This window comes from Streptomyces sp. NBC_01077 (assembly GCF_045162855.1).
Taxonomy (GTDB): Bacteria; Actinomycetota; Actinomycetes; order Streptomycetales; family Streptomycetaceae; genus Streptomyces.
This window is the reverse complement of record NZ_CP108669.1, coordinates 9455263-9479310: the sequence shown is the minus strand read 5'-3', so window position 1 is coordinate 9479310 and position 24048 is coordinate 9455263. Positions and strand designations below refer to the sequence as shown.

Genomic DNA, 24048 nt, shown 5'->3' with positions numbered 1-24048 from the left:
TCTGTTGCCGCCGCGCTGTCTGTCCCCGAGTGTGCCACCCCCTGTCCCCTCTGAACATGCTCCTGTTGGCGCTCTGGCACATGCCAATTTTCGCTACCTCGCGCATGCGCTTGCACATTAACTCTCACATGCACGACGGTAGTTGAGCCAGAGGATACGCGGGTTGAACCCTTCCGACCGGCCCGTCCTGATCAGCTTTTAGCGGCTTCGGCCTGCCCTCACGGTCAGTGGAGAGGCTCACCATGCAACCCAAACGAGGCGTCGACGATGTGGCACGAACGAGCGATGCTCCCGGCAGCTCCAGGGACCAGGAACGCACCCGACGAGCTGCGACCACCATCGAACAATTAAGCAGGCAGGTACACAGCCGGACGACGCTCGACGAGGTCATCAAGCGCTCCGCCCCGCAAGGTGAGGTTCTCGCCGAGACGGACGCCGCCTGGCCGAAGCGGCTGCGCCGAACTCTCCGGGAGAACTCGGAGCACTGGGGTCGTCCCGACCTCGTGTGTACGGCGGAGCTCCTCCTCACCGAGCTGGTGACCAACGCCCTGCTGCACACGGACGGTCCGACCATCCGGGTCCGTGTCTATGTCCAAGGCCCCCACCTTGTGATCGAGGTCAACGACGGCTGTCGCCATGGCGCCATGCCGCGGCGTGCCGGCCTTGAGGACGAGCACGGCCGCGGGCTTCTTCTCGTGGACGCCCTGGCTGACCGATGGGGCGTCAGTGACGACCGCACGACGGCATGGTGCCTCCTCCTGCTGGCCGAGCACGCCCTAGAGACGGACCCGGCGACGGCGACCGCGCCGATCCGCCACGACACGTCGATGTCCTTGCCGGCCAACCCCCGAGCACTGAGCATGGCCAGCATCCAGGGCCGCATGCTGCTCACCCTCATGCACTGGGAGGGCAACCAGCACACCGCCGTCCAGGCGCTGCACGTTCTGGTGGACAACGCCCTTCGACACGGCATCACACCGGGCGAGCCGGACCAGAAGCTCGAAGCCTGGCTACGTATCACCGAAGCCCGCGAGCTTGTCATCGACGTCATGGACCCGTACCCGTCGTTTCCCGACTTCGAACAGGCTGTCCGCGGGAACCTGGGACGTGGCCTGGAGGCCCTGCGTCGATTCGGAGCTGCCGTCTCCTGGTTCCCCGCCCCAACTGGTGGCAAGACCGTACGAGTCGCCCTGCGGCCCGCTCAGGCAGACCTGTGAGCACCCCCGCCATGACACCTCTGGTCGTGAACACGATTGCCGAGCTGACGGATCACCTGATCCGGGCGGCTGGCCCGAGCTGGGAGATCGCCCCCGCCATGGAGGACCTCACCGCCGTCCTCCGCACCTTCCAGGACGTCACGGCTCAGCGTGAGACCCGTGTGCAGCTTGGTGACGAGCTCTTCGACGTCGTCATCACCGGCTCCGATGCGCAAGCGCGTGCGGCCGTGGCAGAGATGGACGTGGTCCAGGGACGGTGCGGGCCCGTGATCGAGGACCCGGACGCCGGCTGGCTCTACTGGCTGGTGCCGCCCGGGTCCAGCCAACGGTGGGAGCCGCACCCGTACGCCGCATGCCTGGGCGCGCCTCACACCATCATCCTGCCGCCGCTGAGCCGCGCCCTCCCGCCGGGCCCGTACTGGCTCCGGCCCTCGGCGAGCGACCGCCTGGTCCCGGCCGGCCCGCTCTGGGACGCCCCCCCACTGGCCGCCGCAGCGCAGCTCGGCGTGACCCCGTAGACCCCGTGCCTGCCCGAGAGGGTGTCCCCCCACACGTGGCAGGCACGGCCCAAGCGCCCTGTGGACCAGAGCGGACCCGGCTCCGGTCCACAGGGCACCTCATCGCCTTTCAGTAACCGACCTACAGGGGAACGCAGTGCCCAGACCGTCAGTGCCGTACGTGGTCCCGTGGACGGGAGAGACCACTCCGCTCGGCGACATCGTGATCAGCGCGCTCGGTGTCGCCTACGCCAACCCGGTTCGGGACGCGTACCAGGCTGACTTGGACGGCGTGCTGTGGGCGTTGTGCGGGGGGACTCAGACCGGCGGACCCGCGTACGCCAAGGAGCTGCATCCGATGCGGCAGAAGGCCGTGATGATGCGTCCTCTGTGCGCAGGGTGCAAGGAGCTGCCCGAGCGCGACGAGCGCGGGACGCTGTTGCTCCTTCGCCTCCTCGACGACGCCCTGGACACAGTCTGGGAAGGCGTCCGTACCGTGATCCCGCCCATGTGCGAGGACTGCGCGGACGAGGCCAAGGAGAACTGTCCCCGGCTGCTCGACGGCCATGTCGAGCTCCGCGTCAGGGAGGCCGAGAAGGTCGGCGTCAGGGGAACCCTCCATCCTCGCTTCGGTGAATCCGTAGAACCTGATCCTGACGCCGTGGTCCTCTACGACACTCCGGACCGATGGCTGAATGGTCTCCCCACTTCGTACGGAATGGCAGCCGCTCCGCACCTGGAATCCACCCCTTGAACCGCCCTCCGGCACGCCGACCGTACTCACCAGTCCCCCTGGGATCGGACACGTGACGGAGGGCTTGACCCCCTCGCCGGAGAACCGGCTGAGAGGTGCTGGCCGCCGCGAGCCAGCCCCTACGGGCCCCAGCTCCCGTAGACGCCGACCCCTGACCACCGGAGGTGGTACCTGTGGAACACACTCACGAGCACGCTGTTCGGCACCGGGTCGCGACGCTCGGCCCGGCCGGCACCGACGCCGAGGCCGAGGCCCGGCGCTTCTTCGACGACGTCGTCCTTGCGGACTCCTTCGAGGGCGCAATGCGGGCGGCGCTCGACAGCGGGACGCACGCGTTGGTGGCGGCTGGGTTCGTGCAGCGGACCGGCGCCCAGGTGACGGACCTTTGGGTCGACCTGCACTTCCGGCACCTGGACCGCATGCGGATCGTCGGGGTGTGGGAGAGCCCGACCAAGCCGATGTGCGCCGCGACGGGCCCTCGCGTCGCCTGCCTCGCGGACGTCCGGTCGATCGCGCTGCACCCGGCGACGGACGTGTTCGCCGGCCAGTTCACGCCGGGTGCCGAGCGCCTGTACGTCAACGCCAAGCCTCTCGCCGCCCAGCGGGCCGCCGAGGGTGCCGTGGACGGCTGCATCGGCTCCGTGGACGTCGTCGAGCGTCATCCGGAGCTGACGGTGCGGGAGGTCTTCCATCCGACGATGGTCTGGGTCCTCTATCAGCCCCTCGTTCAGGGCGAGTTACCTTCTCCGCGAACCACCATGAACCATGTCAAATCACTGCTACTGTCGGGCGCCTGACAGCCCCGGTCTCCACATTGGCGGACCGGTCCGCGTCCAACTCGGGAGACACCTCATGAAGGTCCTGATCACCGGCGGTGCCGGGTTCATCGGCTCGACCATCGCCTCGGCCTGCCTCGACAACGGCATCGACGTCGTGATCCTGGACGACCTGTCGACAGGCCGCACCGAGTTCGTGGAAGGCCGGACCTGGTACCGCGGCGACATCGCCGACGGCGACCTCATCGACCGGATCTTCGCCGAGCACCCCGACATCCACGCCAGCATCGGCTGCGCCGCGAAGATCGTCGTCCCCGAGTCCGTCGCGGACCCGCTGTTCTACTACACCGAGAACGTGGCCAAGGGCCTGGCGCTCCTGGGCCACCTAAACCGCAACGGCTGCGAGCGGTTCCTGTTCTCCTCCTCGGCCGCGATCTACGAGGCCGGGCAGGGCATCACCGAGACGGCGCCGCTCAACCCCATGAGCCCCTACGCCCGGACGAAGGCACACTTCGAAAACGCGCTGGAGGACATCGCCGCCGGGACGCCGCTGCGCGCCATCTCCCTGCGGTACTTCAACCCGATCGGCTGCGACCCCAAGCTCCGTTCCGGGCTCCAGGTCATGCAGCCCACCCACGCACTCGGCGTCCTGATCGACGCCTTCCACGCCGGACGCCCCTTCCCGGTCACCGGCACCGACTGGGAGACCCGCGACGGCACCGGCATCCGCGACTACGTCCACGTCCACGACCTCGCCCGCGCACACATCGCCGCCGTCCGCCGCTTCGACACCATCACCTCGAACGATGCCGACGCCGCCGCGCCCTACCGCGTGATCAATCTCGGCTCAGGCACCGGCACGACCGTGTTCGAGCTGATCAAGGCGTTCGAGAACGTCACCGGCCGGGCGCTCGCCACCGAGACCGTCGGCCGGCGGCCTGGCGACAACGCGGGCGCCTACCCCGACATCACCCTTGCCGGAGAACTCCTCGGGTGGGAACCGGCCCTCTCCGTCGAGCAGGGCATCTCCGACTCCCTCGCCTGGTTCGCCCGGCGCCCCCTTGTCCTGACCGAAGGAAGTGAAGAATGACCCCTTCGCCCTTACAGGGCGTCCGTCCGACGACGAGGATCCTCGTCGCCGGGTATGGCGCCCTGACCTCCGGGATCCTGCCGCACCTGACCAGCCTCCCGGACGCGGCCGTCACCCTCGCGAGCCGTCACCTCACCGCCTCCCCCGACCCATTGGCCGTCCTGATCCAGCCCGATCACGTCGACCAGGTCCGGCCCGACGTGATCGTCGGCTGCTTCGCCGACGACGAGCGCAGCCAGGCATTCTGGGAACACCCCAGCACCACGACCGCCCTCACCGACTGCCGGCCCGCGTGCATCGAGCTGTCGACCGTCAGCCCTACCTGGGCGGAGGAGTGGCACCAGCGTCTCCAGCACCACGGGACGGTGCCGGTCGAGAGTCCCGTCACCGGCAGTCGGCCCGGCGCCCGCGCGGGGGCTCTCACCGCGTTCGTGTACTCGCCGTCCGTGGACGAGCGCGCTGAGAGGGTGCTGGCGGCGTTCACCCGGAACCGCCACCGCTTCACCGCAGCGGGGCGCCCCGCCCGGTTCAAGCTCCTCTACAACGCGTGGGGCGCGGCCATCCTGCACTCCCTCGGCGTCTACGCCCGGCTCCTTCCGCAGCACCTGGGCGAGGACGCCGCGACCGCTCGCGAGATCGTCACCACCGACGGATGGATGTCCGTCATCGCCTCCATGAAGCTGGAACGGATCCTCGGCGGCGACTACAGCGACCCCGACTTCGCCGCCACCCACATGGCCAAAGACCTGCACTACGCCCGTAACCTCCTGGGCAGCTCGCCGCTCATCGACCTCACCCTGGACGCCTTCGAGGAGACCGTGGAGGTCCACGGTCCGTACGCGGACTTCACCGCCGTCGCCGCCCCGGGCGCGTCATGAGGGCCGCCGACCGGCCCGCGCTCCTGGACTTCCTGCGGAGCGAGCTGGCCCAGTTGGATGCCATGTCTGTGGCCCTGTCCGGTTCCCTGGCCCGCGGTGACTTCCGCACCACCAGCGACGGGACGATCACCTCCGACCTCGACCTCATCCCCCTGGTCGTCCGCGCCACCGATGTGCCGGCCGCCCGCCGCCAGATCACCCCCGTGCTCCAGGCCGTCACCGACCGGTTTGCCATCGACGCCACCGCGGCGATCACCCTCCTCGACGCCTACCGGCGTGTCCCCTGCGCCGCGTACGTCACCAGCATGACCGGCCAGGCCTTCCTGACCGACCCGCTGCACGTCGGGCCCGCCGTCCCGCCCGCGGCGCAGGACCCCGACGAGCGCCTGCCCTGGCTCATCCAGCCCATCACCTACTACCTGGCCAAGGCCTGTCACGAGGACCCGGTCACCAACCTGACCAAGGCGAGATCCGCAGCCCTCCACCTCACCAGTCACCTCGGGCTCGACGACCCCGACACCCTGCGCGACCTACCGCACACCGTCCGGGAGGTGTACGAGCGCTACGACGTCACCCTCCTGCCCTCCTCCGCTGCTTACCTCAACGCCCCCACCTCCCCGGGCCGGTTCCAGGCCGTCCGCGACCTGGTGTTCATGGAGAACCAGGGCATCCCCTTCCCCGACTCCGCGCTGACTGCGCCGCGTCGCCACCAGCCGATCCAGGAGGCCTCGTGACCCGCCTCGACATCTCGATCCTCCCGCCCCACCCGCCCAGCGCCGGATACAACCGGGCCCACGCCCGGGGCAGCATCGCCGACGACTTCCAGCGCCGTCTGGAGCCCGCGAACTTCAACCCAGTGTTCTTCACCGCGCTCACCGGCCGCATCGAGCAGGCGCTCGCGGCCGCGCCTCAGGACCCCGATCTGCGCTACCAACTCGCGTTTCTCCTGCTCCAGAACAACACCACCCTCGCACTCGTGGAGCAGGCCGCCGAGCACCTCGCCTGCAACCCGCACCCCGGCAGTGAACGGCTCCTGACGTTCATCGACGGCATCCGCCACCGCGCCTCGGCCACGGCGGGACCGGGGCAGGTGCGTCGGGTGAACTGGTCGATCAACAACCGGTGCCCCATGGCCTGCCGGGGCTGCTACAACGCATTCGTCGACGGACAGATCACCTTCCGACAGGCCACCACCATCGTGGACAAACTCGCCGACCACGGCGTCACCGACGTTGTCCTCGCTGGCGGCGACCCACTCCTTTGGAGGCCCATCTTCGACGTCATCGACTACGCGGTCGACGCCGGGCTCAAGGTCGCACTCGACACCACTGGCTACACCCTCACAGCAGACCGGCTCGCCCGCCTCGGACGGCTCGCATCCCTGCGCCTCCCCCTGGACGGCACCACCCCCGCCATCCAACGGGCCTTCCGCCGCAGCAAGGACCCGAACCTCACCCAAGCGCTCAACGAATCCCTCGACCTGTGCGACCGCTCGGAGTTCCACAAGGTGAGGGTCCACACCGTCGCCTCCAAGACGAACATCCACGACCTCGCCGCCATCGCCGACAACGTCCTGCCGCGCCCCTCTGTACGACAGTGGGTGATCTTCCAGTGGTGGGACCGCCGCGCCACCGACGCGCTGCGGGAGGAACTCCGAATCGACGCTGAGCCCATCCGCGCAAAGATCACGAAGATCAAGGAGAAGTACCCCGACGCCGACGTCATCCTCGCCGACACCGCCGTCCGCGAGTTCCTCAACTGGATGGTCCTCAGCAGCGGCCAGGTCGTGACCTTCGGCTCCGGCTCCGAGGAAGAGTTCATCATCGGCGACCTCCTGCTCGACGACGTCGAGACCATCGCCAGCCACCCGATCCTCGACCACCGGGCCATGAGCCGTGGCGTCCCCGTTACACCCCGCAGATAACACCGTCCCGCCCACAAGCCCCGTCCTGGCCCGGCATGCTGGGCCCGTACGAACGAGGAGCGCCTGATGACCGCGCTGACCACTGGCCACGCCCCTGCCATTTCGCCCGACTTCCTCTCGCTGGAACTCACCTCCCGCTGCCAGTTCGTCTGCCCCAGCCAGTGCTACACCGAGGCCGGCCCGACCCGCGACCACGGCAGCATGACCGCCCAGGACTGGCACCGACTCATCGACGAGGCCGCCGCCCTCGGCACGAGCACCGTGCAGTTCATCGGCGGCGAGCCCACCCTGCACCCGGCCTTCACCGAGCTCGTCGAGCACGCGCTGCGCGTCGGCCTGAACGTCCGGGTCCACACCAACTTCTACAAGGTCCGTGACGAGCACTGGCCGCTCTTCGAGGACCTGCGGGTGAGCGTGGCGACCACCTACCACAGCGACATCGCCGCCAAGCACGACGCGATCACCGACCGGGTCGGGTCCCATGCGGCGACGCGCGCCGCCATCGTCAAGGCCGTAGGCCGGGGTGTGAAGCTACGGGTCGCCATCGTTGACCACGGGGACGGCCAGCGGGCGCAGCAGGCCCGTGCCGAGATGGAAGCCCTCGGGGTCACCGCCACCGTCGACAAGGTCCGCGCGGTCGGGCGCGCCGCCGGCGGCCTTCTGCCGTCCACGTCGTCGCTGTGCGGGCGGTGTGGCAACGGCAAGGCCGCCATCCTGCCGGACGGCCGGGTGGCACCCTGCGAGATCGGCCGCTTCTTGGCCGCGGGCAACGTGCGCGAGACGCCGCTCGCGGCGGTCCTGGCCAGCCCCGAGTGGGCGCAGGCGCGCGCGAGCGTCCCGGCCCGGACGTCGGCGGACCCGTGCAGGCCGGACTGCGGCCCCTCGGACGACAGCTCGTCCGGGGGCGGCTCCTGCCAGCCGATGGGCTGAGGACGACCGACGAAGAGGAAGAGGAGCGGACGTGGACTGGCAGATACACGCGAGGCGGCTGGCCGACGAGGTCGACCGGCCAGGTTCCCGCTGGGGGGCCGCCGTCGCGGACATCCCCCGGCACCTGCTCGTGCCCCGGTGGTACCAGAGGGACCAGGCGGCAGGCGGCCGGGTGGTCCGCGACGGCGCGGCCGACCCGGAGGCGTGGCTCGCCACCGCGTACAGCGACACCACGCTGGTGACGCGGGTCGGGGCCCTGCACGCCGACGACGCCGAACCCGGCACCGTCGTCACCTCCGGGGTGTCGACGTCATCCTCGACGGAGCCGGGGTTGGTCGTCGGGATGTACCGGCACGCGGAGCTCACCGACGGCTGCCGCACGCTGGTGACCACCGGCACCGGCTACGGCACGGCCCTAGCCTGCCACCGCCTCGGCTCAGACCTGGTGACGAGCGTCGACATCGACCCCTACCTCGTCGCCTCCGCCACCGACCGGCTCGCCTCTTTTGGGCTCCGCCCCAAGACCGCCGTCTGCGACCTCACCCAGGGGCCGCTCCCAGGCCAGTACGACCGGATCGTGTCCACCGTGTCCGTGCCGGCCATCCCGGCCGCCTGGCTCAAGGCCTTGCGTCCCGGCGGCCGGCTGGTCACCACGATCACTGGTACCGGCCTGATCCTCTACGCCGACAAGACCCCGGACGGCGGCGCCCTGGGGCGGACCGCCTACGAGCCGGCCTCCTTCATGGGCGCCCGCCAGGGCGACGACTACGAGGAGACGGTTCCGGCGTCCGTCTGGGACGAGGCGAAGTACGGCGACGGCGAGCCGAGCGTCAGCCGCCACCTGCTCGTATTCGTCCCGGAGACCTGGAGCGTCCGCTCCATGCTCCAGCTCCACGCCCCGGGAATCGAGCACCGCCGCCGGTGGTATCCGGACCGCGGCCACACAGTCTGGATGACCCACCCCGACGGCTCATGGGCCCGCGCCCACGCCGCCGCCCCCCCGGGAAGCCCCCACCGTGTACCAGGGCGGCCCGCGCCGCCTGTGGGACTCCCTGGAGGACATCCTCGACCGCCTCAACTGGATGGGCGAGTTGCCCGTGTACGGCGCCCGCGCCACCATCACCCCCGATGGCGAGACCACCCTCACTCGCGGGAACTGGCAGGCCGTTCTGTAGCCCACCTGACCCGCTTCCTGCTGCGCCCCCGAGGCCCTAAGCCCTGCTCGGGGGCGCAGCTCTTGGTGTAACGGCAAACAGCGGTCACTCCGTCCAAGTAGACGGCCAGCCGTTGACGCTCGGCCACCGCCTGCTGTAGCGCCCCCGAGAGGAACCTGACCGTGCCGACCGTTCTCGACGCCACCGACCAGCTCACCTTCGAGCCGACACCGCGGAGCTGCTGCCGAACGGGAAGATCATCCCCCTGTACCGCCCCACCGGAGCCCGCAGCATAAGCACCACACACGACGAGCTGTCCGACAAAGAGCGCGAGTTCGGATGGCGACGACTCGCCGTGGTCGTCCAGCTCCGCCAGCATCTGACCCGCTACGAGTGCGGCGAGACCCTTACCCACGGCCGCGGTCCTCGCGATGCGCTGGGTGTCGAGGCCCGGGACATCAGCACCGCCTTGATGACTCACCTCGACATCGAGGAAGCGCTCATCTACCGCAGCAGCAACCGGCGCAGCGGCCGCTCCTACCAGCTGCGCCCCGGCGAGCGGCACCCCGACGGTGTCCAGCCAGCTCCCTCGGGCCTGCCGTCGGTTGGTCAGTCCCACTCCTGCGCAGCGGTGATCAGCTTGTGGGCGTCGCCCGATGCCAGCGGCGGAGACGGCGAGTGCCGCGCGCTGGCTCCGCGCGCCGAGAGGGAATCCGCCTTCATACGGTGCCCGCGGATCATGGGGATACGCGATCCTTGGTCTCGGCGCCGGGCTCCGGTCCATGGCTGACGTTCCTTGACTCGCGGGGTGCACCGTTCATGAACTCTCGATCAACGCTGGCGACCTGGCTGGGCAGCCTCGACGGCTCTCGTCTGGCACGCGTGCTCGGGGCGCGGAAGGATGCCGCGTTGCCTCCGGAGCCGCGATCGGTGGGAGAACTGGCCGACCGTCTTCAGCGCCCTGGATCGGTGGCGCTTGCGCTGCCGCAGCTCGCGCTGCCTCATCTCCAGGTCGCCGAAGCGCTGGCGGCTCTGCGCGTGCCGGCGTCGCGCGATGCCCTGGCCGAACTGCTGGGAGCAGCCGACGGTGACACTACCCGCGGGCTGGAGGCTGTGCTGGAGGTTCTGGCTGATCATGCTCTGGTCTGGGCGGACGGCGGAGGGAAGCTCTGCATGGCCGGACCGCTGCGGCAGGCGTGGGACACGCCTCTGGGTCTGGATGGCCCGCTGGAGGAACTGCTCTCCGGCACGGCCTCTGACGAGCTGCGCGGAATGCTGGCGGCACTGGGCGTGAAGCCTCCGGGCAGCAAGTCGCAGCGCCTGGCCGCACTGGTGGAACACCACAGCGACCCGGCCCGGATCTCCTCAGTGGTCGCCAAGGCCCCAGCGGCGGCCCGGGAGCTGCTCGAAGGCCGAGCGGGGGCTGGGCCGAGGCCCCCTCGATTCAGCGTGTCCGGGAGTCTGGGCCCCGGTCCCGAACCGGGCGTCCGATGGGCACTGGACCGGGGGTTCCTGATTCAGGACCGTCACCGCTACGGCCGGGCCCGTATGCCCGCCGAGGTGGCGCTCGCGCTGCGGGGGCCCGGCTGGCACGCCCCATTCCAGCCCGTGTCGCCTTCTGTGGGATTGGCGCCCGTTCCCCTGAGAGAAGTCGACGGCGAGGCGTCGGCCGCCGCCTCGGCGTTCACCGCCGGTGCTGCCTCGGTTCTGTCGGCCTGCTCTGCAACCGCGCTGGCCCGGCTGAAGTCCGGCGGGATCGGTGTGCGTGAACTGGCGCGGATCGGCAAGGCCGCCCAGGTCGGCGACGCCGTCGTACGCCTTGCCCTGGAGACGGCGTCCGCCGTCGGCCTGCTGGCCCGGGACGGCGATCGCATGGCACCCACCGAGGCATACGACGCCTGGGCGGAACAGGAACCCCCGGAGCAGTTCGCCGTACTGCTCCAGGCATGGCGGAACCTGCCGCTCACCCCCACCCGGGCGCGCGACGAAGACAACAAGGCTCTCCCCGCCCTCGTCGGCGCACCACCTTGCAGCGGTTGTGTGGAGGCCCGCCACGGGCTGCTGGCTGCAGCCTCTCGGCTCCCAGCAGGGCAGGGCACGCGGGTCGCGTCGGACCTGGGGCCGCTGATCGCCTGGTACCGGCCCCTCGCCGACTCGTCGGCTGACGGTCCACCGTTCGCCACCGTGATCCGGGAGGCCGAACTCCTCGGCGTGCTCGCACGCGGTGCTCTGTCTGCCATCGGCATCCACCTGCGGACCGGCGACACGGAGGGGCTGGGCATCGAGTGCCGCCGGCTGCTGCCCTCGGCCACCACGACGGCACGGATCGGAGCCGACCTCACCGCCATTGTCACCGGCACCCCGTCCGCGCGGCTGGCCTCACTGCTGGACTCCGTCGCCGACCGGGAGACCAGCGCCACGGCATCGGTGTGGCGGTTCAGTGCCGGCAGCGTCCGCCGCGCGCTGGACGCCGGACGCATCCCCGAAGACATCGCGGCCGACCTGACCGTCGTCGCCGGGCCACTGCCACAGCCTCTGTCGTACCTGATCGCCGACACCGCACGCGGCCACGGGCGCGTGCGCGTCGCACCCGCCGCCTGTGTCCTCTACGGCGATGAGCCCGCGCTCCTGGCGGAGCTGGCTGCCCACCGCAAGCTCGCCAAGCTTGGGCTACGGCAATTGGCGCCGACGGTGCTGATCAGCCGTAGCCCGCTCGGCGCGACTCTCGCCGCACTACGGGCCGAGGGATACGCCCCCGTCGCCGAGACTGCCGAGGGCACGGTACGCATCGAAAACGCCCGGCCCCGGCGGGCCTCCGCTCCCCTTCCGGCTCCGCGTGGCTCCAACGCGAGAGGAGGCCGGATCGCAGTGGCTCACCCGGCGAAGAAATCCGCCGCTGTCGATCCGAGCACCTTGGCGACCCGGTTGCTGGCCGCCCCACCCGCCGCTCACGAACCAGAGCCACTCGACGGCGGAGTGCCCTTCGCCACGGACACCGAGGAGATCGTCACAGCGTGGGCGAAGCGCTTGCCCTACAGCGACATCCGCCAGCTCGCCCATGCCATCGACGCTGGTCAGGGCATCACCATCGAGTACGTCGCTACCTCGGGCAGCCGAACCGTGCGCGCCCTCAGCCACCTCGCACTCGACCCGCCCTACCTCGAAGCGTGGTGCCACCTCCGGGACAGCGAGCGCGTTTTCACCCTCTCGCGCATCCACAGCGTCATGAGCATCGCACCTGAATGAGGGAAGACGAGATCGGCGGGGACGGTATCTCCCGCGATGCCATCCCTCGCGGAGGCTAGCGCATCGGGTGACCAGCACAACGGCGGCCGCTGGGTGGTCGAGCGGACGAACTCCCGGCTGAACAACTCCGGCAAACCCCGCCGCTGCACCGAGCGACGGAAGACCACGGCCCCTACATCGTTCTGGCATGTAATTTCGTCACCGTCCGCCACCTCATCCGCCGGGCCTGGACCCACAACCGATGGGACATACAACCCCACACACCACGCGTCCGATGACCTACTGGCGGACGCTCAAAGCCACGCTGGAAATTTTCTTTGCGTGGCCGGTCACGCTGTGCAGGCTGCGCGACCTTGCGGGTGGTGTACGGGCGGCGTGAGGCCTCCCCGGCCTGCGTGGAGTGCCCGATGGCAACGGATGAACACCACCCGCTCGGGCAGTGGGACGTGGTGGTCGACGTGTTGGTGAACTGGATCGGCTGGCTCGTGGCGATCGCTTTCGTGGTCGGCTGCGTTCCGGGCTGGTGGTGGGGCGGTGACCTGAGCGGCCTGCCGTTCACAGGGGAGTCGGTGGCCGAGGCTGCGGCCGCGCACCGAGGTTGGCCCGAGTGCCGCTGCTTTTCACTACGTGCGGGGCGGTCCTGATGCGGTGTGGCTGTACGCGGTCGCTGGCCGGATCCGCGGTATGCATCCGGGGCGTTGGTATCCGCGCGGCCCGCTTCGATTCCCCTTGCCGAAGGCCAACTGGTAATGGATGAGCCCCTGTTCGCCCCGGTCACGTCTGTGTCGGGCGTGGCCGCTTCGGTGGTGGAGAGCGTCCAGGCGCATCAGTGGTGGCTGGGGCTGTCCGTACTGGCCGGGGCTGCATTGTGGGGGGGATGCTGGGTGTGGTGGCGTCGCCGCACCCTTGCCGCGCTTGGGTGCCGGACGGTGGTCGATCTGGTGCCGTCGCGTGGCTTTGATCCGTCGGTGGAGGAGATCGGGCGGCACGCGGCACGTCTGGCGCGGGTGCCGGCGGCTGTCGGATGGCTGCCGCGCAGGGCGTCGGGGGTGCGGATGCGGCACGTGACTGTCGAGGGGAAGCTGGCGACCCGGCTGGAAGGCCCCGCACGGGCTGCGGGGCTGCTGCGCCTGTCGTCGTTTCCGGGCGTGGATGTTCTGGAGGCGGGCCGCGGCCGCAGCGAGGTACGGCCGGTCCGGTTTACCAACATCGCGCCGCTCGGCGTGATGGACAACGAGCAGGAGGGCTGATGAGCCAGGTGCTGATGGACAGGGTCACCGCTCCCCTGGCCCCACGTCGTCGGCGCGAGGAGAAAGGGGAGGCGAATCGGGAAGGGCGCGGGGGCTATGTGGCGCGGGCGGAGCTCGTGCTCGCCCGCCCAGATCACCGGCGGCTGGCGGCGGCGAGTCTTGATCCCGATCCGCTGCAGATGATGGCGGCCGCGTGCGCGCACGTCGACAGTGAGCGGGGCGAGCGGGCTGAGCTGGTCGTGGATCTGGTGCCGGTGTCCGGACGGAAGGTGGCGCGTTGGCGGCGGCGGCTCATGCGGCGAGCAGCGAAGCGGGGACCGTCGGCGTACGGGGAGCAGCTCGGCTCCGGCCCGGGCGGTGGCCGGGCCGGGTCGGTGTTCGGTCAGGTGCTGGAGGGGCTGAACGGGGGGAAGCCGTTCGGTTCCGGTCGCTCACGGCGCGGGTCCGCACCGCGGCCTCGGCAGACGGACCTGGCCGACGGAGTGGGGAAGTTCCTGCCCGGAGTGGACGGACAGGTCTTTGCGGTGCAAGTCCTCGTCCGGGTCGAGGCGCGGCATCCGGCGCGGGCGCAGGCGCTGTTGCATCAGGTGATGGCGGTGATGGATGCCTGGAGTGGCGAGAACTGGTGGCGTCCGGTGGGGCCGCGTCGTACGGGATGGCGGCCGTACAGCAACGTGTGGTGGCGGCGGTCCTCTTTCGACCGCAGGTTTCGCACGGGCGAGTTCGCTCCGTCGAGGCGGCAGTGGGTGACGGTGAGGGAGATCGCCGCATTGTTGAAGCCGGCCTCGGTGCACTGTGAGGCGGCGAACGTGGTGCGTACCGGCGGGTTGGTGCCGTCGGCGCCGCCGCGGCTGCCGGAGTGGGCGGGGCAACCGGGCATGGTGCCGTTGGGGCGCGTTGTGGGTGCGGACGGCCGGGTTCGTCTGGCTGCGGTGCCGCAGAGGGACGTGTTGTTCGGTGCGTCGTTCGGGAAGTCCGGGTTCGGCAAGAGCGAGCTGGCCTTGCTGCAGGCGATCTCTCTGGCGTACGGGGGGCTGGGGGTGTGGTTCCTCGACCCGCATGGTGCGGCGGTGAAGCGGGCGATGCCGTATCTGTCCCATCCGGCGCTGCGCGAGAGGGTGTGGGTGATCGACCTGAGCGTGAAGAACCCCACGGCGCGGGTCGGGGCGTGGAATCCGCTGTCGATGGAGCATCGCGGCGCCGCGCAGGTCCAGGACGTGATCGGCGCGGTGGTGGGCGGGCTGGCCTCGGCACAGGGCTGGGGCGACGGTGCGCCGCGCGCCAGGGCGATCCTGTCCCACGCGGTGCAGGTCCTGGCGCACCTCGCGCTGGCGATGTGCCGCCGGGGGCGTCCGGATCTGCAGCCCACCATTTTCTCGATCACCCGGCTGCTCACCGATGAGGAGTGGCGCGAGGGTGTCCTGGAGCATCTCCCGGTCAAGCTGCGCCGGTTCTGGACCACAACCTTCCCCAAGTACGAGGGGAACGCGGTCCCGGTGGTCACCCAGACGCTGGAGCAGCTGGAGACGTCGGACTCGCTGCGGGCGTTCCTGGGCCAGCCGCGGTCGACCTACGACATGCGGCACGCCATGGACACTTCGAAGATCGTGCTGCTGCGCTGCTCCGGTACGGGTTCATCCGACCAGGTCATCACCTCGTTGCTGCTGTTCGACCTGTTCCTGGCCGGATGCTCGCGGGAGGGCGTCGACCAGGACGTGCTGGAGACGATGTTCGCGTTCTGCGATGAGCTGACCGCCATCGACGGGGCATCGCGCGGCTATGTCGCCGCGATCCTGGAGCAGTTGCGCAAGTACGAGCTGAGGCTGATGGGGATGACCCAGATGGCAATGCGGCTCAGCGCTGAGACGCGGATGGCGCTGATGCAGAACCAGTCGCTGCTGTCCGCGTCGGCCGCCGACAGCGACGAGGCGGCGTTCGTCACCAAGCGCATGGAGCCGGTCTCCCCTCAGACCCTGTTGTCACTGCCGAAGTGGAATTACGTGATGTCCACGATGCTCCACGGCGAGCGCACCACCCCGTTCCGTGTCGCCGGCGTGGCCCTGCACCAGGCCCTCGCCGACTACCACCATCCCGAGCTCCTGCCGGATCTGGAGCGGGCCGTGGATGGCAACCTGCGGCGCCGCACGGTCGCCGAGATTCTGCGTGACCTCGAAGGCGACGACGCCGGCAGCCGGCCCGGCCTGGACGACCGGATCCTCGCCGAGCTCATCATCCCCCGGCCCGCGCCGAAGGCGCGGCCGGAGCGAACCACCGAACCGGCCATGCCCGCAGCCGGATTCCGGCCTGCGGCCAGCGGAAGCGAGATCGGCTGATGACCAGCACCCTGTCCCCCGCCGCAACCAGCCTGCCCCGCCTCGGGCAGGAGCTGCTGCCCATCCTGTACCAGCACCGCCTTGTCGCTACCGGCCAGCTTCACCGGATGCTGACTCCCCACGTTCAACGGCCCGTCTACCTTCGGCGCGTCCTGAATCAGATGCGCGATCAGGGGCTTGCGGACTGCACCACGCGCCGGGCCGGGAGGATGGGCGGCGCTGAACTGTTGTGGTTCGTCACCCCGCGCGGCGCAGACATCGTCGAGGCCAGCCGGGAAGTCACCTCCCGGGCCTACCGCATCAATCCCGAGACCGCAGCCTCCCAGCTCCAGGAACACACGCTGGCCGTCGTCGAGACCGGGCTCGCGTTCAGCACCTGGGCCCAGGCTCTCGGCGACGAGTGCGGGCCACTGGACTGGGACCCTGAACTCGTCCACCGCGTCCGCGACGGCGAGAACCGCCTCGGAGACGACGCCCTGCTCATCCCTGACGCCGTCCTGCGCTACACCCGCACCACACCCACCGGGCGCCGCCTCCTCACCTACTTCCTCGAGATCGACCGGTCCACCATGCAGGTCGCACGCCTCGGCCGGAAACTCACCTCCTACGCCCGCTACGCCACCTACGTGCCCGCTCCCCCGCCCGGCCGCCGCTTCGCCGCCGCCACGGGAGCAGGCCGCGAGGCCTGGCGCGACCGCTACCCGGCCGTACCCCGCCTCCTCGTCGTCCTCACAGGAGCCAGCGAGACAGTCCTGCGTAGCCGTACCGAGGACCTGCGTGCCTTGGCCGCCGCTGACGCCCGCGTCCGGCGCACCCCCCAGCTCGCCGTCGGTATCACCACCCTCGACCAGCTGACATCTCAGGGCCCGTTCGCGCCGATCGTCACCCCACTCCTTGGCGAGCCAACCCCCGGTGATGTCCTCCTCTCCACCCCGTCGGCCTCATGAGGCAGCACAACTGCTGTCCAACGTACGTGCCGGGATCTGGCCAGCGCGTTCTCCTCACGCGGCAATTGACCTGACACAGTCATATTCATTCTCGGCCCGATTTGGCTGATTGCATCGCAGTCCGCGGCCCTTAACATCCGTTACGCCCGGTGTGGTTGGTGTGATCTTGCTTAGTCTGGTCCTCCGCATTTTCAACGTGGTCCCGCGGTACTCAGTGAACTCCTCAGGATCGACAGGCGCAGGTGGCGCGCCGGTGACCGCACATGCATCGGGAGACATCGTGATGACCCATACGCACATGCGACGCGTTCGCTCGCGAATGACGTCGTTCCAACCGGCAGTCGCACTTCTCCTTGCTGGCTCAATCCTCCTTACCGCATGCAGCAGTGATCCAGAGACGCCGGAGGCGAAGCCGGAGGCGAAGCCGGAGGCGAAGCCGGAGGCGAAGCCGGAGGCGAAGCCGGAGGCGAAGCCGGAGGCGAAGCCGTCCACGCACTCCACACCCAAAGTGACGCCGTCCAAGACGAAGACCCCGGTGGGCCCAGTTGACCCCGTGGAAGCAGCGAAGAAGGAAGCGATCGCCACCTACCTTTCACACTGGAAGGAAGTGGAGAAGCGCTACGCCGACAAGACAAACAAGGCTGGCGACCTGAAGAAGTACGCCGCCGCCGTCGCGCAGATCCAGGTCGAAAAGGACGCTGAGAACCTCCACCAGCGGGGGATGGTCACTACCGGCACCATCGCCGTGGGCAACCCAACCGCAGTCAGCGCGGATGTCGGCCGCAAAGTGCCCAAGATTGTCCTCTCCAGCTGCCTCGACATCACCCATTGGCAGACCATCCACACCAAAACCGGGAAGCCAGCGGCCATGCCGTCCAACCGGCTCCTGCGGTACGTCATCAAGGCGACCGTCGAGAAGTGGGACAAGGGATGGGTCGTCATCGAAGACAAGCCGCAGGGCAAGAAATGCTGACCCGACAGGCAGTAGCCACGGCATTCCTCGCGCTGAGCGCCGCAGCTCTCCCCGCAGCCACTGCCCACGCAGCGGACGATCCCGAAGGATCCGCCGGGACTGGCTGCACCTTGTTCTCCTGCGATGTAGAGGTCAACGTGCCCGGCTCCGACGGTGGGAGCACCGCGGGCGGCAACAACGGCGGCGGGGGAGGCGGCAAGGGGCCTCGATCCAAGCCGCCCGAGTGCACACCGGCCGAGAGGGTCGACCCGCAGCCGCCCGCCGAGAGTGATGTTTGGGAAGGCCGGGACCCCGCCAAGGGCGCTTTCCTCTACACGCGGACCTGCCGCTACTTCATGGCAGACGGATCCTCAACGATGATCACAGAGCCGCTCATTGGGGGCCCTGGAGGACCTACTGCTCCGGTAGTGGACCCAGCTGTCCTCGCGCGGCAGGCCGTCGACAGCATGGTCCTGCGCGGCCCGGAGATCGGGATCACTCCGAAGCCAAGTGGGATGGGCTTGGTCGGGATGCCGGTCTATCTGTGGACGGAGCGGGGCCCGGAGACGTACGGGCCAAACGTCGCCTCGGCGTCCGCGGGCGGGATCACGGTGACCGCTACGGCGAAGGTGGCGCGGATCGTGTGGCAGATGGGAGACGGGAAGACCGTCACCTGCACTACCGCCGGTACTCCCTACAAGGCTTCGTTCGGCACGAAGTCGTCGCCGGACTGCGGTCACCGTTACGCCAGGCCGTCGACGGCCGGCTCTGGGACGTATCACGTGGTCGCGACGTCGACCTGGACGATCGACTGGCAGGCCACGACGGGGCAGTCCGGGCAGCTGGCCGAGACCCGGCAGAGTGCCGTGGACATCCGGGTCGGCGAGCTCCAGGCCGTCGGCAGCTGAAGCTTCCCGTCGGTTCCAACGAAGAAGGCGAAGGCGAGAGATCGTGAGCAAGACGGCGGTTCCGGTCGGCGCGGGCCAGGTCCCCGTGCAGCCGACGCACTCCCTGATCCCGGGTGCGGCAGTCGGGTTCAAGGGGCGCAGGCGGCGTCCCGGTATGTATGCGCTGGCGATCGCGCTGATCGCGGCTGGTGGGGGCGGCGGGTTCCTCGCCTTCCAGGCGACGGGGGAACGCACGCCGGTCCTGGCGGTTGCCCAGGGCGTTGAGGCCGGGGATGTCATCAAGGACTCCGACCTGATCGAGGCCCAAGTCCAGCTCGACCCGGTGCTGAAGCCGGTGCTGGCTTCCGAGCGGGAGAAGGTGGTCGGCAAGCGGGCCTCGGTCGCCCTGACGCCGGGCGCACTGCTGACGCAGGGCCAGGTCACCACTCGCACTCTGGTCAAGCCGGGTGAGCGGCTGGTCGGTATCGGGCTGAAGACGTCGCAGATGCCCGCGAGCCGTCTCTCGCCCGGCGACAAGATCCTCGTCGTCTCCACTCCCGCCGACGGCCAGATCGCCGGAGAGAAAGCCGGCGAGGGCGCTGGCCCGCAGCAGATTGCCGCGCGGGTCGTGCGGGTGGGAGAGCGGCAGCAGACGACGGGTGAGCAGGTCGTCGATGTCGCGGTGCCCTCGCAGTTCGGGCCTGCGCTCGCGGCGCAGGCCGCGACCGGGAATGTCGCGCTCGTCGTCGATGGACCGGGAGAGTCCTGATGGCGGTGATCACCCTGGTGGGACTTCCGGGCGCTCCGGGAGCGACGAGTTCGGCGCTTGCGTTGCTGCGGACCTGGCCGCTGGAAGCCGGCCGGCGTCTGGTCCTTGCGGAGTGCGACCCGGATGGCGGCGCCGTGCTGCCGGGCGCTCTCCAGAGCGCGGTGGTCGCCGACCGTGGGCTGCGGAATCTGACGGAGTCCTCCCGTACGCAGGATCTCGTCACTGCGTTCTGGCCGCAGCTGATCGCTCTGGAGAACGACGAAAAGTGCTCGGAGCGCAACCGGCTGCTGTTGCCCGGCCTGACGGCGATGCACCAGGCCTCCAGCCTGGCCCCCGTATGGGGACAGCTCGCCGACCTGTTCACCGGGATCGAGATCCACGCCCACGACGTCCTGGTCGACCTCGGCCGCTCCGGCGCGTTCGGCCCCGCCGGCGTCCTCGCCCTGCGCGCGGACACCGTCTTGGTGGTGATGCGGGGAACGCTGCGCAGCATGCACGCCGCCCGGTCCCGCATCCAGGCTCTGCGGACCTTGATGGATGGTGACTCCGGCCAGGGAGCCGGCGCGCTTGGCATCCTCCTCATCCGCCAGGGTCCCTACGGCTCCCGCGAGGTTCAGGACGAGCTCGGCGTGCGGGTTGTCGCAACGCTGCCGTACCGGCCGGAGGAAGCGGCCGTGCTGTCCGACGGTGCGTCCGAGGGCCGTGGGTTCATGACGTCGAAGCTGATGAGTGCCGCGCGTGACGCATCGACCCCGATTCGGCAGACGGTCGCCTCCCGACGGGCGCGGGTCGCCTCTCCGTTGCAACAGCGGCTGATGAAGGCGGTGACGGATGCGCGCTGACCCGATGTACCCCGCGGCCGTCCCTCCGCCTGCTGTTCCGTCTCCGGCTCCGGCTCGCGTTCCCGGGATGGGTGCCGTCGCGCAGCCGGGGCTGCCGGGTGCCAGCTACGATCCGCGCCGTGGTGGGCGGGCCGCCGCGCCGGCGATGGTCAACGCGCCGTCCGTGCCGCAGGTGAGCGTTGACGCCCGTGCGGCTGGTGAGATCAAGCGGCAGGTCAACGACCTGCTCCTGGCCGAGGCGAAGCTGAACCGCGGCCTGGTCGGTGCCGTGCGTGAGCAGCGGGCCCGGGCTCTGATCAACGAGCGGGTCGCGGTGTGGGGCGACGCTGCCCGCACCTCTCGTACGGTCACGGCCGGTGAGGAGCAGCAGCTTGCCGCGCTCGTGTTCGACATGCTCTTCCGCTCCGGCCGTCTCCAGCGCCATCTCGACGACCAGCGGGTGGAGGACATCTGGATCAACGGCTGTGACCGGGTGTTCCTCAAGTACAGCGGCGACAGTGAAGCCGTCGCGGCCGAACCCGTCGCCGAGTCTGAGGAAGAACTTCAGGAGCTGGTCCGTGATCTGATCCGCGCCAGCGGGCAGTCCGGCCGTACGTTCTCCACCGCGTCCCCTGATGCCGCGATCCGCCTGCCCGACGGCTCCCGGCTCCAGGCCCTGCACCCGGAGATCACCGGCGAGCGGACGTTCGTCACGATCCGCCGCCACCGTCTGCAGAACGCCACCCTGGACGACCTCGTCACCGTCGGCGCCATGGACACCACCGTCGCCGGTCTGCTGCGCGCCTGCGTACGGGCGCGGCGCAACGTGATCGTGGTGGGCGAGCAATCGTCGGGGAAGACGACTCTGATGCGGGCGTTGTTGCGGGAGATCCCGCAGCACGAGCGGTTCGGCACGGTGGAAACCGAGTTCGAGCTGTGGGCACACCAGAACGGCTACCACACCCAGGTCGTGCCGATGGAGGCCCGTGAGTCCAACGGCGAGCGGGTCGATGGCCGCGCGGTCGGCGAGATCACCCTCCTCGATCTGATGTACCGGGCCAAGCGCATGTCCCTCAGGCGCGTCGTCGTCGGCGAGGTCCGGGGTCCTGAGATCACCGCGATGATGCAGGCCCTCACCAGTGACCGGCCCGGGTCCATGTGCACGATGCACGCCTCCGAGCCGCACGTCGTCTTCGACCGCATCGCCGAGCTGTACCTCCTGGCCCGGGGCAACTTTTCCGAGCAGCTCGCCTACCGGCAGATCGCCAACGGGCTGCACTTCGTCGTCTTCATGTCCGTCGACGAGTCCGGCCCCGCACCAAGGCGGCTCGTCAGCCACGTCTGGGAGATCACCGGCATCGGCGAGAGTGGCCGCCCCGCCTACAACGAGATCTTCCGCCCCGCTTCCGAGGACGATCTGCGCGCCGTCCCGGCAGCCCCGCTCTCACCGCGTTCGCGGCGGCGTCTGGAGCTGGCCGGGTTCTCCACCCATGTCCTGGATCAGGCTGCGGCCTGGAACAGGGGGCTGTGATGGGCGCGTTGTGGTGGACGCTTTGCGGGTCGATGCTCGCCGGCGGCCTGGTGGCCGCGGTCGTCGCCACGATCGGCACGAGTGCCCCCAAGGGCCAGGGCCGTACGGCCCGGTGGCGGGCCGAGTGGTCGGGCGGCCCCGACGGACAGCAGCGTGCCGCCCGCCGCCGTCTCCTGATCGTCGCCGCTGTGGCCACGACGGCTGTGGTGTGGCTGGTTTCCGGAGTGTTCGTTGCCGCTCTGATCCTGGGCGGCTCCGTGATCGGGGTGCCGTGGCTGCTTGCCTCCGCGACATCGGCGAAGGGCCGGATCGCCAAACTGGAGGCACTCGCCGACTGGACCCAGCGCCTCTCCGAGATCCTCCGCCTCGGTTTCGCCCTGGAACAGGCCCTGATCACCAGCCGGAAGAACCCGCCCCCGGCGATCGAGGACGAGGTCGGCGAGCTCGCCGACAAACTGAAAGCCGGCTGGCTCCCGGTCGACGCGCTACGTGACTTCGCCGGCCGGCTCGACGACGTCACCGGCGACAAGGCCTGCGCCGCCCTGATGCTGTGCGCCGTCGATCCCGGCCCCGGACTCGCCCAGGTCCTCGAGGACGTCGCCGCACAGGTCCGCGAGGAAGTCGCCGCACGCCGCCGCATCGAGGCCGACCGCGCCAAGTCCCGTACCGCGATGCGCACCATGACCCTCATCTGCATGGCCCTGGTCCTCATCGGCTTCCTCATCCCCTACACCGCCCCGTACGCGACTCTGCTGGGCCAGCTCGTCCTCGCCCTGCTCGGTGCCGCGTTCGCCGCGGTCCTGTGGTGGACCCGCAAGCTCGCCACCCACCAGCCGGTCCCCCGCTTCCTCATCAACGACCCCCGAAGCCAGGTCAAGCAGCCCGGCCCCGCCGAACCCACTGCGGAGGTGTCGGCCGCATGAGCCAGACCGCCCTGATCGTCTGCGGCGCCGCCACCGGCGCGGGCATCGCCCTCCTCGTACGCGAACTCGTTCCCGCCGCACCCCGCCTCGGGCCCGCGCTACGCCGCCTCGACCCGCCCCCGGTCCGCCCCGGCGACCAGCCGAGCCGTGCGAACGTCGTCGGCGCCGTGTGGGCCGGACGCCTCGCCGAGCGTATGCCCGGCAGGATCCCGCGCGCCGACCTCGACCTGCTCCACCAGAGTCCGGAGCAGTTCGTCACGAACAAGCTCGCCCTCGGGCTCCTCGGCCTGCTCGTCCCGCTCGTCCCGGCGGTCGGCTGGGCCCTGATGGGCCTGCCCGTCCCCCTCTTCGTCCCTGCCGTCGCTGGCCTGCTGCTCGCCGCTGTCCTGTGGTTCGTGCCCGACTGGGCCGTCGCGACCGAAGCCACCAAGGCCCGCACCGAGTTCGCGCACGCCGCAGCCGCCTGGATGGACCTGGTCGCCACCCGCATGGCCTCCAACGTCGCCGCCGACCAGGCACTGGAAGACGCCGCCCGCATCGGCCGGGGCTGGGCCTTCACCCGCATCCAGGAGGCCCTCCTGCGCGCCCGTACCGAGAAGTCCTCCCCGTGGCAGGCCCTCGCCGATCTCGGCACCCAGCTGCGCCTGCCCGTCCTGGGCGACGTCGCCGACATCATGCGCCTGTCCTCCGACGACGGCGCGTCCGTCTACGACACCCTGCGCAACCGCGCCAAGAGCCTGACCAACGAACTGCTCACCGCTGAGGCCGCCCGCGCCAACGCCGACAGCGAGAAACTCCACACCCCCGCCGCCCTCCTCGCCGTCATCGTCATGATCGCGATGGCGTTCCCGGCGGTCCTCAACATCTTTTCCATCTGACCCGCACAGCCCGCACCACCCGAAGGGAAGCCCACCTCATGAAGACCAGCCCGCTGCTCCGTGCCCAGGCCGCCGTGACCGCCTGCGCCTGGGCGATCCGTTCGCGCCTCGAACAAGTCCAGCAGGAGGCGAAGGACCGTGGGGACCGCGGAGACAGCCCGATATCCACCGTGGTCATCATCGTCGCGGCCGTCGCCGGCGCCCTCATCATCGCCGGCGGTCTCGCGGCCGCTTACGGGCGGGCCAACGGCAAGCTCAGCGGCATCCTCGGCGGCTGACCCCGGGGAACTC

At 69.9% G+C, this 24048-nt stretch carries 23 protein-coding genes; all 23 read left to right on the top strand.

Annotated features, from left to right (window positions below; all coding sequences use genetic code 11):
- Window positions 1-242 precede the first annotated feature (242 nt).
- The 23 genes from OG462_RS42530 to OG462_RS42420 all read left to right on the top strand — a co-directional run bounded on the left by OG462_RS42530 (window position 243) and on the right by OG462_RS42420 (window position 24035).
- Window positions 243-1217 (top strand): ATP-binding protein, encoded by a 975-nt coding sequence (locus tag OG462_RS42530; protein WP_406054012.1) that lies wholly within the window; start codon window positions 243-245, stop codon window positions 1215-1217.
- A gap of 26 nt (window positions 1218-1243) precedes the next feature.
- The gene (locus OG462_RS42525) at window positions 1244-1735 is read left to right on the top strand and encodes a hypothetical protein (protein WP_406054014.1); all 492 of its coding nucleotides are present in this window, start codon (window positions 1244-1246) and stop codon (window positions 1733-1735) included.
- Between the two features lie 136 nt (window positions 1736-1871).
- Window positions 1872-2468: a hypothetical protein gene (locus OG462_RS42520; RefSeq protein WP_406054016.1), complete on the top strand. Its 597-nt coding sequence runs from the start codon at window positions 1872-1874 to the stop codon at window positions 2466-2468.
- Window positions 2469-2641: 173 nt separating this feature from the next.
- Complete coding sequence (locus OG462_RS42515; protein WP_406054018.1) at window positions 2642-3265, top strand: hypothetical protein; 624 nt, start codon at window positions 2642-2644, stop codon at window positions 3263-3265.
- A gap of 55 nt (window positions 3266-3320) precedes the next feature.
- A complete protein-coding gene (gene galE, locus OG462_RS42510) occupies window positions 3321-4334 on the top strand; it encodes a UDP-glucose 4-epimerase GalE (protein ID WP_406054020.1) in 1014 nt (337 codons plus the stop codon).
- Window positions 4331-5212, top strand: a complete 882-nt coding sequence (locus OG462_RS42505; RefSeq protein ID WP_406054021.1) for an NAD(P)-binding domain-containing protein — start codon at window positions 4331-4333, stop codon at window positions 5210-5212. Before galE ends, OG462_RS42505 begins: the two co-directional genes overlap by 4 nt.
- Window positions 5209-5946, top strand: a complete 738-nt coding sequence (locus OG462_RS42500) for a hypothetical protein (protein WP_406054023.1) — start codon at window positions 5209-5211, stop codon at window positions 5944-5946. Before OG462_RS42505 ends, OG462_RS42500 begins: the two co-directional genes overlap by 4 nt.
- Complete coding sequence (locus OG462_RS42495; RefSeq protein ID WP_406054025.1) at window positions 5943-7136, top strand: radical SAM protein; 1194 nt, start codon at window positions 5943-5945, stop codon at window positions 7134-7136. The genes OG462_RS42500 and OG462_RS42495 overlap by 4 nt, the downstream gene beginning before the upstream one ends.
- A 66-nt stretch (window positions 7137-7202) precedes the next feature.
- Complete coding sequence (locus OG462_RS42490) at window positions 7203-8066, top strand: radical SAM protein (RefSeq protein WP_406054027.1); 864 nt, start codon at window positions 7203-7205, stop codon at window positions 8064-8066.
- 31 nt (window positions 8067-8097) lie between these two features.
- Complete coding sequence (locus OG462_RS42485) at window positions 8098-9312, top strand: protein-L-isoaspartate(D-aspartate) O-methyltransferase (RefSeq protein WP_406054029.1); 1215 nt, start codon at window positions 8098-8100, stop codon at window positions 9310-9312.
- Between the two features lie 727 nt (window positions 9313-10039).
- Window positions 10040-12466 (top strand): helicase-associated domain-containing protein, encoded by a 2427-nt coding sequence (locus OG462_RS42480; RefSeq protein ID WP_406066326.1) that lies wholly within the window; start codon window positions 10040-10042, stop codon window positions 12464-12466.
- Between the two features lie 407 nt (window positions 12467-12873).
- Window positions 12874-13110, top strand: a complete 237-nt coding sequence (locus OG462_RS42475) for a hypothetical protein (RefSeq protein ID WP_406054030.1) — start codon at window positions 12874-12876, stop codon at window positions 13108-13110.
- A 105-nt stretch (window positions 13111-13215) separates the two neighbouring features.
- Complete coding sequence (locus OG462_RS42470) at window positions 13216-13716, top strand: hypothetical protein (RefSeq protein ID WP_406054032.1); 501 nt, start codon at window positions 13216-13218, stop codon at window positions 13714-13716.
- The gene (locus OG462_RS42465) at window positions 13716-16049 is read left to right on the top strand and encodes a hypothetical protein (RefSeq protein ID WP_406054034.1); all 2334 of its coding nucleotides are present in this window, start codon (window positions 13716-13718) and stop codon (window positions 16047-16049) included. The genes OG462_RS42470 and OG462_RS42465 overlap by 1 nt, the downstream gene beginning before the upstream one ends.
- Window positions 16049-16996, top strand: coding sequence for a replication-relaxation family protein (locus tag OG462_RS42460; RefSeq protein ID WP_406054036.1), 948 nt, complete (start codon window positions 16049-16051; stop codon window positions 16994-16996). The genes OG462_RS42465 and OG462_RS42460 overlap by 1 nt, the downstream gene beginning before the upstream one ends.
- 253 nt (window positions 16997-17249) lie before the next feature.
- Window positions 17250-17969 (top strand): hypothetical protein, encoded by a 720-nt coding sequence (locus tag OG462_RS42455; RefSeq protein ID WP_406054037.1) that lies wholly within the window; start codon window positions 17250-17252, stop codon window positions 17967-17969.
- 407 nt (window positions 17970-18376) lie between these two features.
- Window positions 18377-18856 (top strand): ATP/GTP-binding protein, encoded by a 480-nt coding sequence (locus OG462_RS42450; protein ID WP_406054039.1) that lies wholly within the window; start codon window positions 18377-18379, stop codon window positions 18854-18856.
- A gap of 43 nt (window positions 18857-18899) precedes the next feature.
- Window positions 18900-19604 carry an SAF domain-containing protein gene (locus OG462_RS42445; protein ID WP_406054041.1) on the top strand — a complete coding sequence of 235 codons (705 nt, stop codon included), beginning with the start codon at window positions 18900-18902 and terminating at the stop codon, window positions 19602-19604.
- Window positions 19604-20446 carry a hypothetical protein gene (locus tag OG462_RS42440; protein WP_406054043.1) on the top strand — a complete coding sequence of 281 codons (843 nt, stop codon included), beginning with the start codon at window positions 19604-19606 and terminating at the stop codon, window positions 20444-20446. The genes OG462_RS42445 and OG462_RS42440 overlap by 1 nt, the downstream gene beginning before the upstream one ends.
- A 67-nt stretch (window positions 20447-20513) precedes the next feature.
- Window positions 20514-21956, top strand: a complete 1443-nt coding sequence (locus tag OG462_RS42435; protein WP_406054045.1) for a CpaF family protein — start codon at window positions 20514-20516, stop codon at window positions 21954-21956.
- Complete coding sequence (locus OG462_RS42430) at window positions 21956-22879, top strand: type II secretion system F family protein (protein WP_406054047.1); 924 nt, start codon at window positions 21956-21958, stop codon at window positions 22877-22879. Before OG462_RS42435 ends, OG462_RS42430 begins: the two co-directional genes overlap by 1 nt.
- Window positions 22876-23757: a type II secretion system F family protein gene (locus tag OG462_RS42425; protein WP_406054049.1), complete on the top strand. Its 882-nt coding sequence runs from the start codon at window positions 22876-22878 to the stop codon at window positions 23755-23757. Before OG462_RS42430 ends, OG462_RS42425 begins: the two co-directional genes overlap by 4 nt.
- A 38-nt stretch (window positions 23758-23795) precedes the next feature.
- Entirely contained in the window at window positions 23796-24035 is a 240-nt protein-coding gene (locus tag OG462_RS42420) for a hypothetical protein (protein WP_406054050.1), read from the top strand.
- Window positions 24036-24048 lie beyond the last annotated feature (13 nt).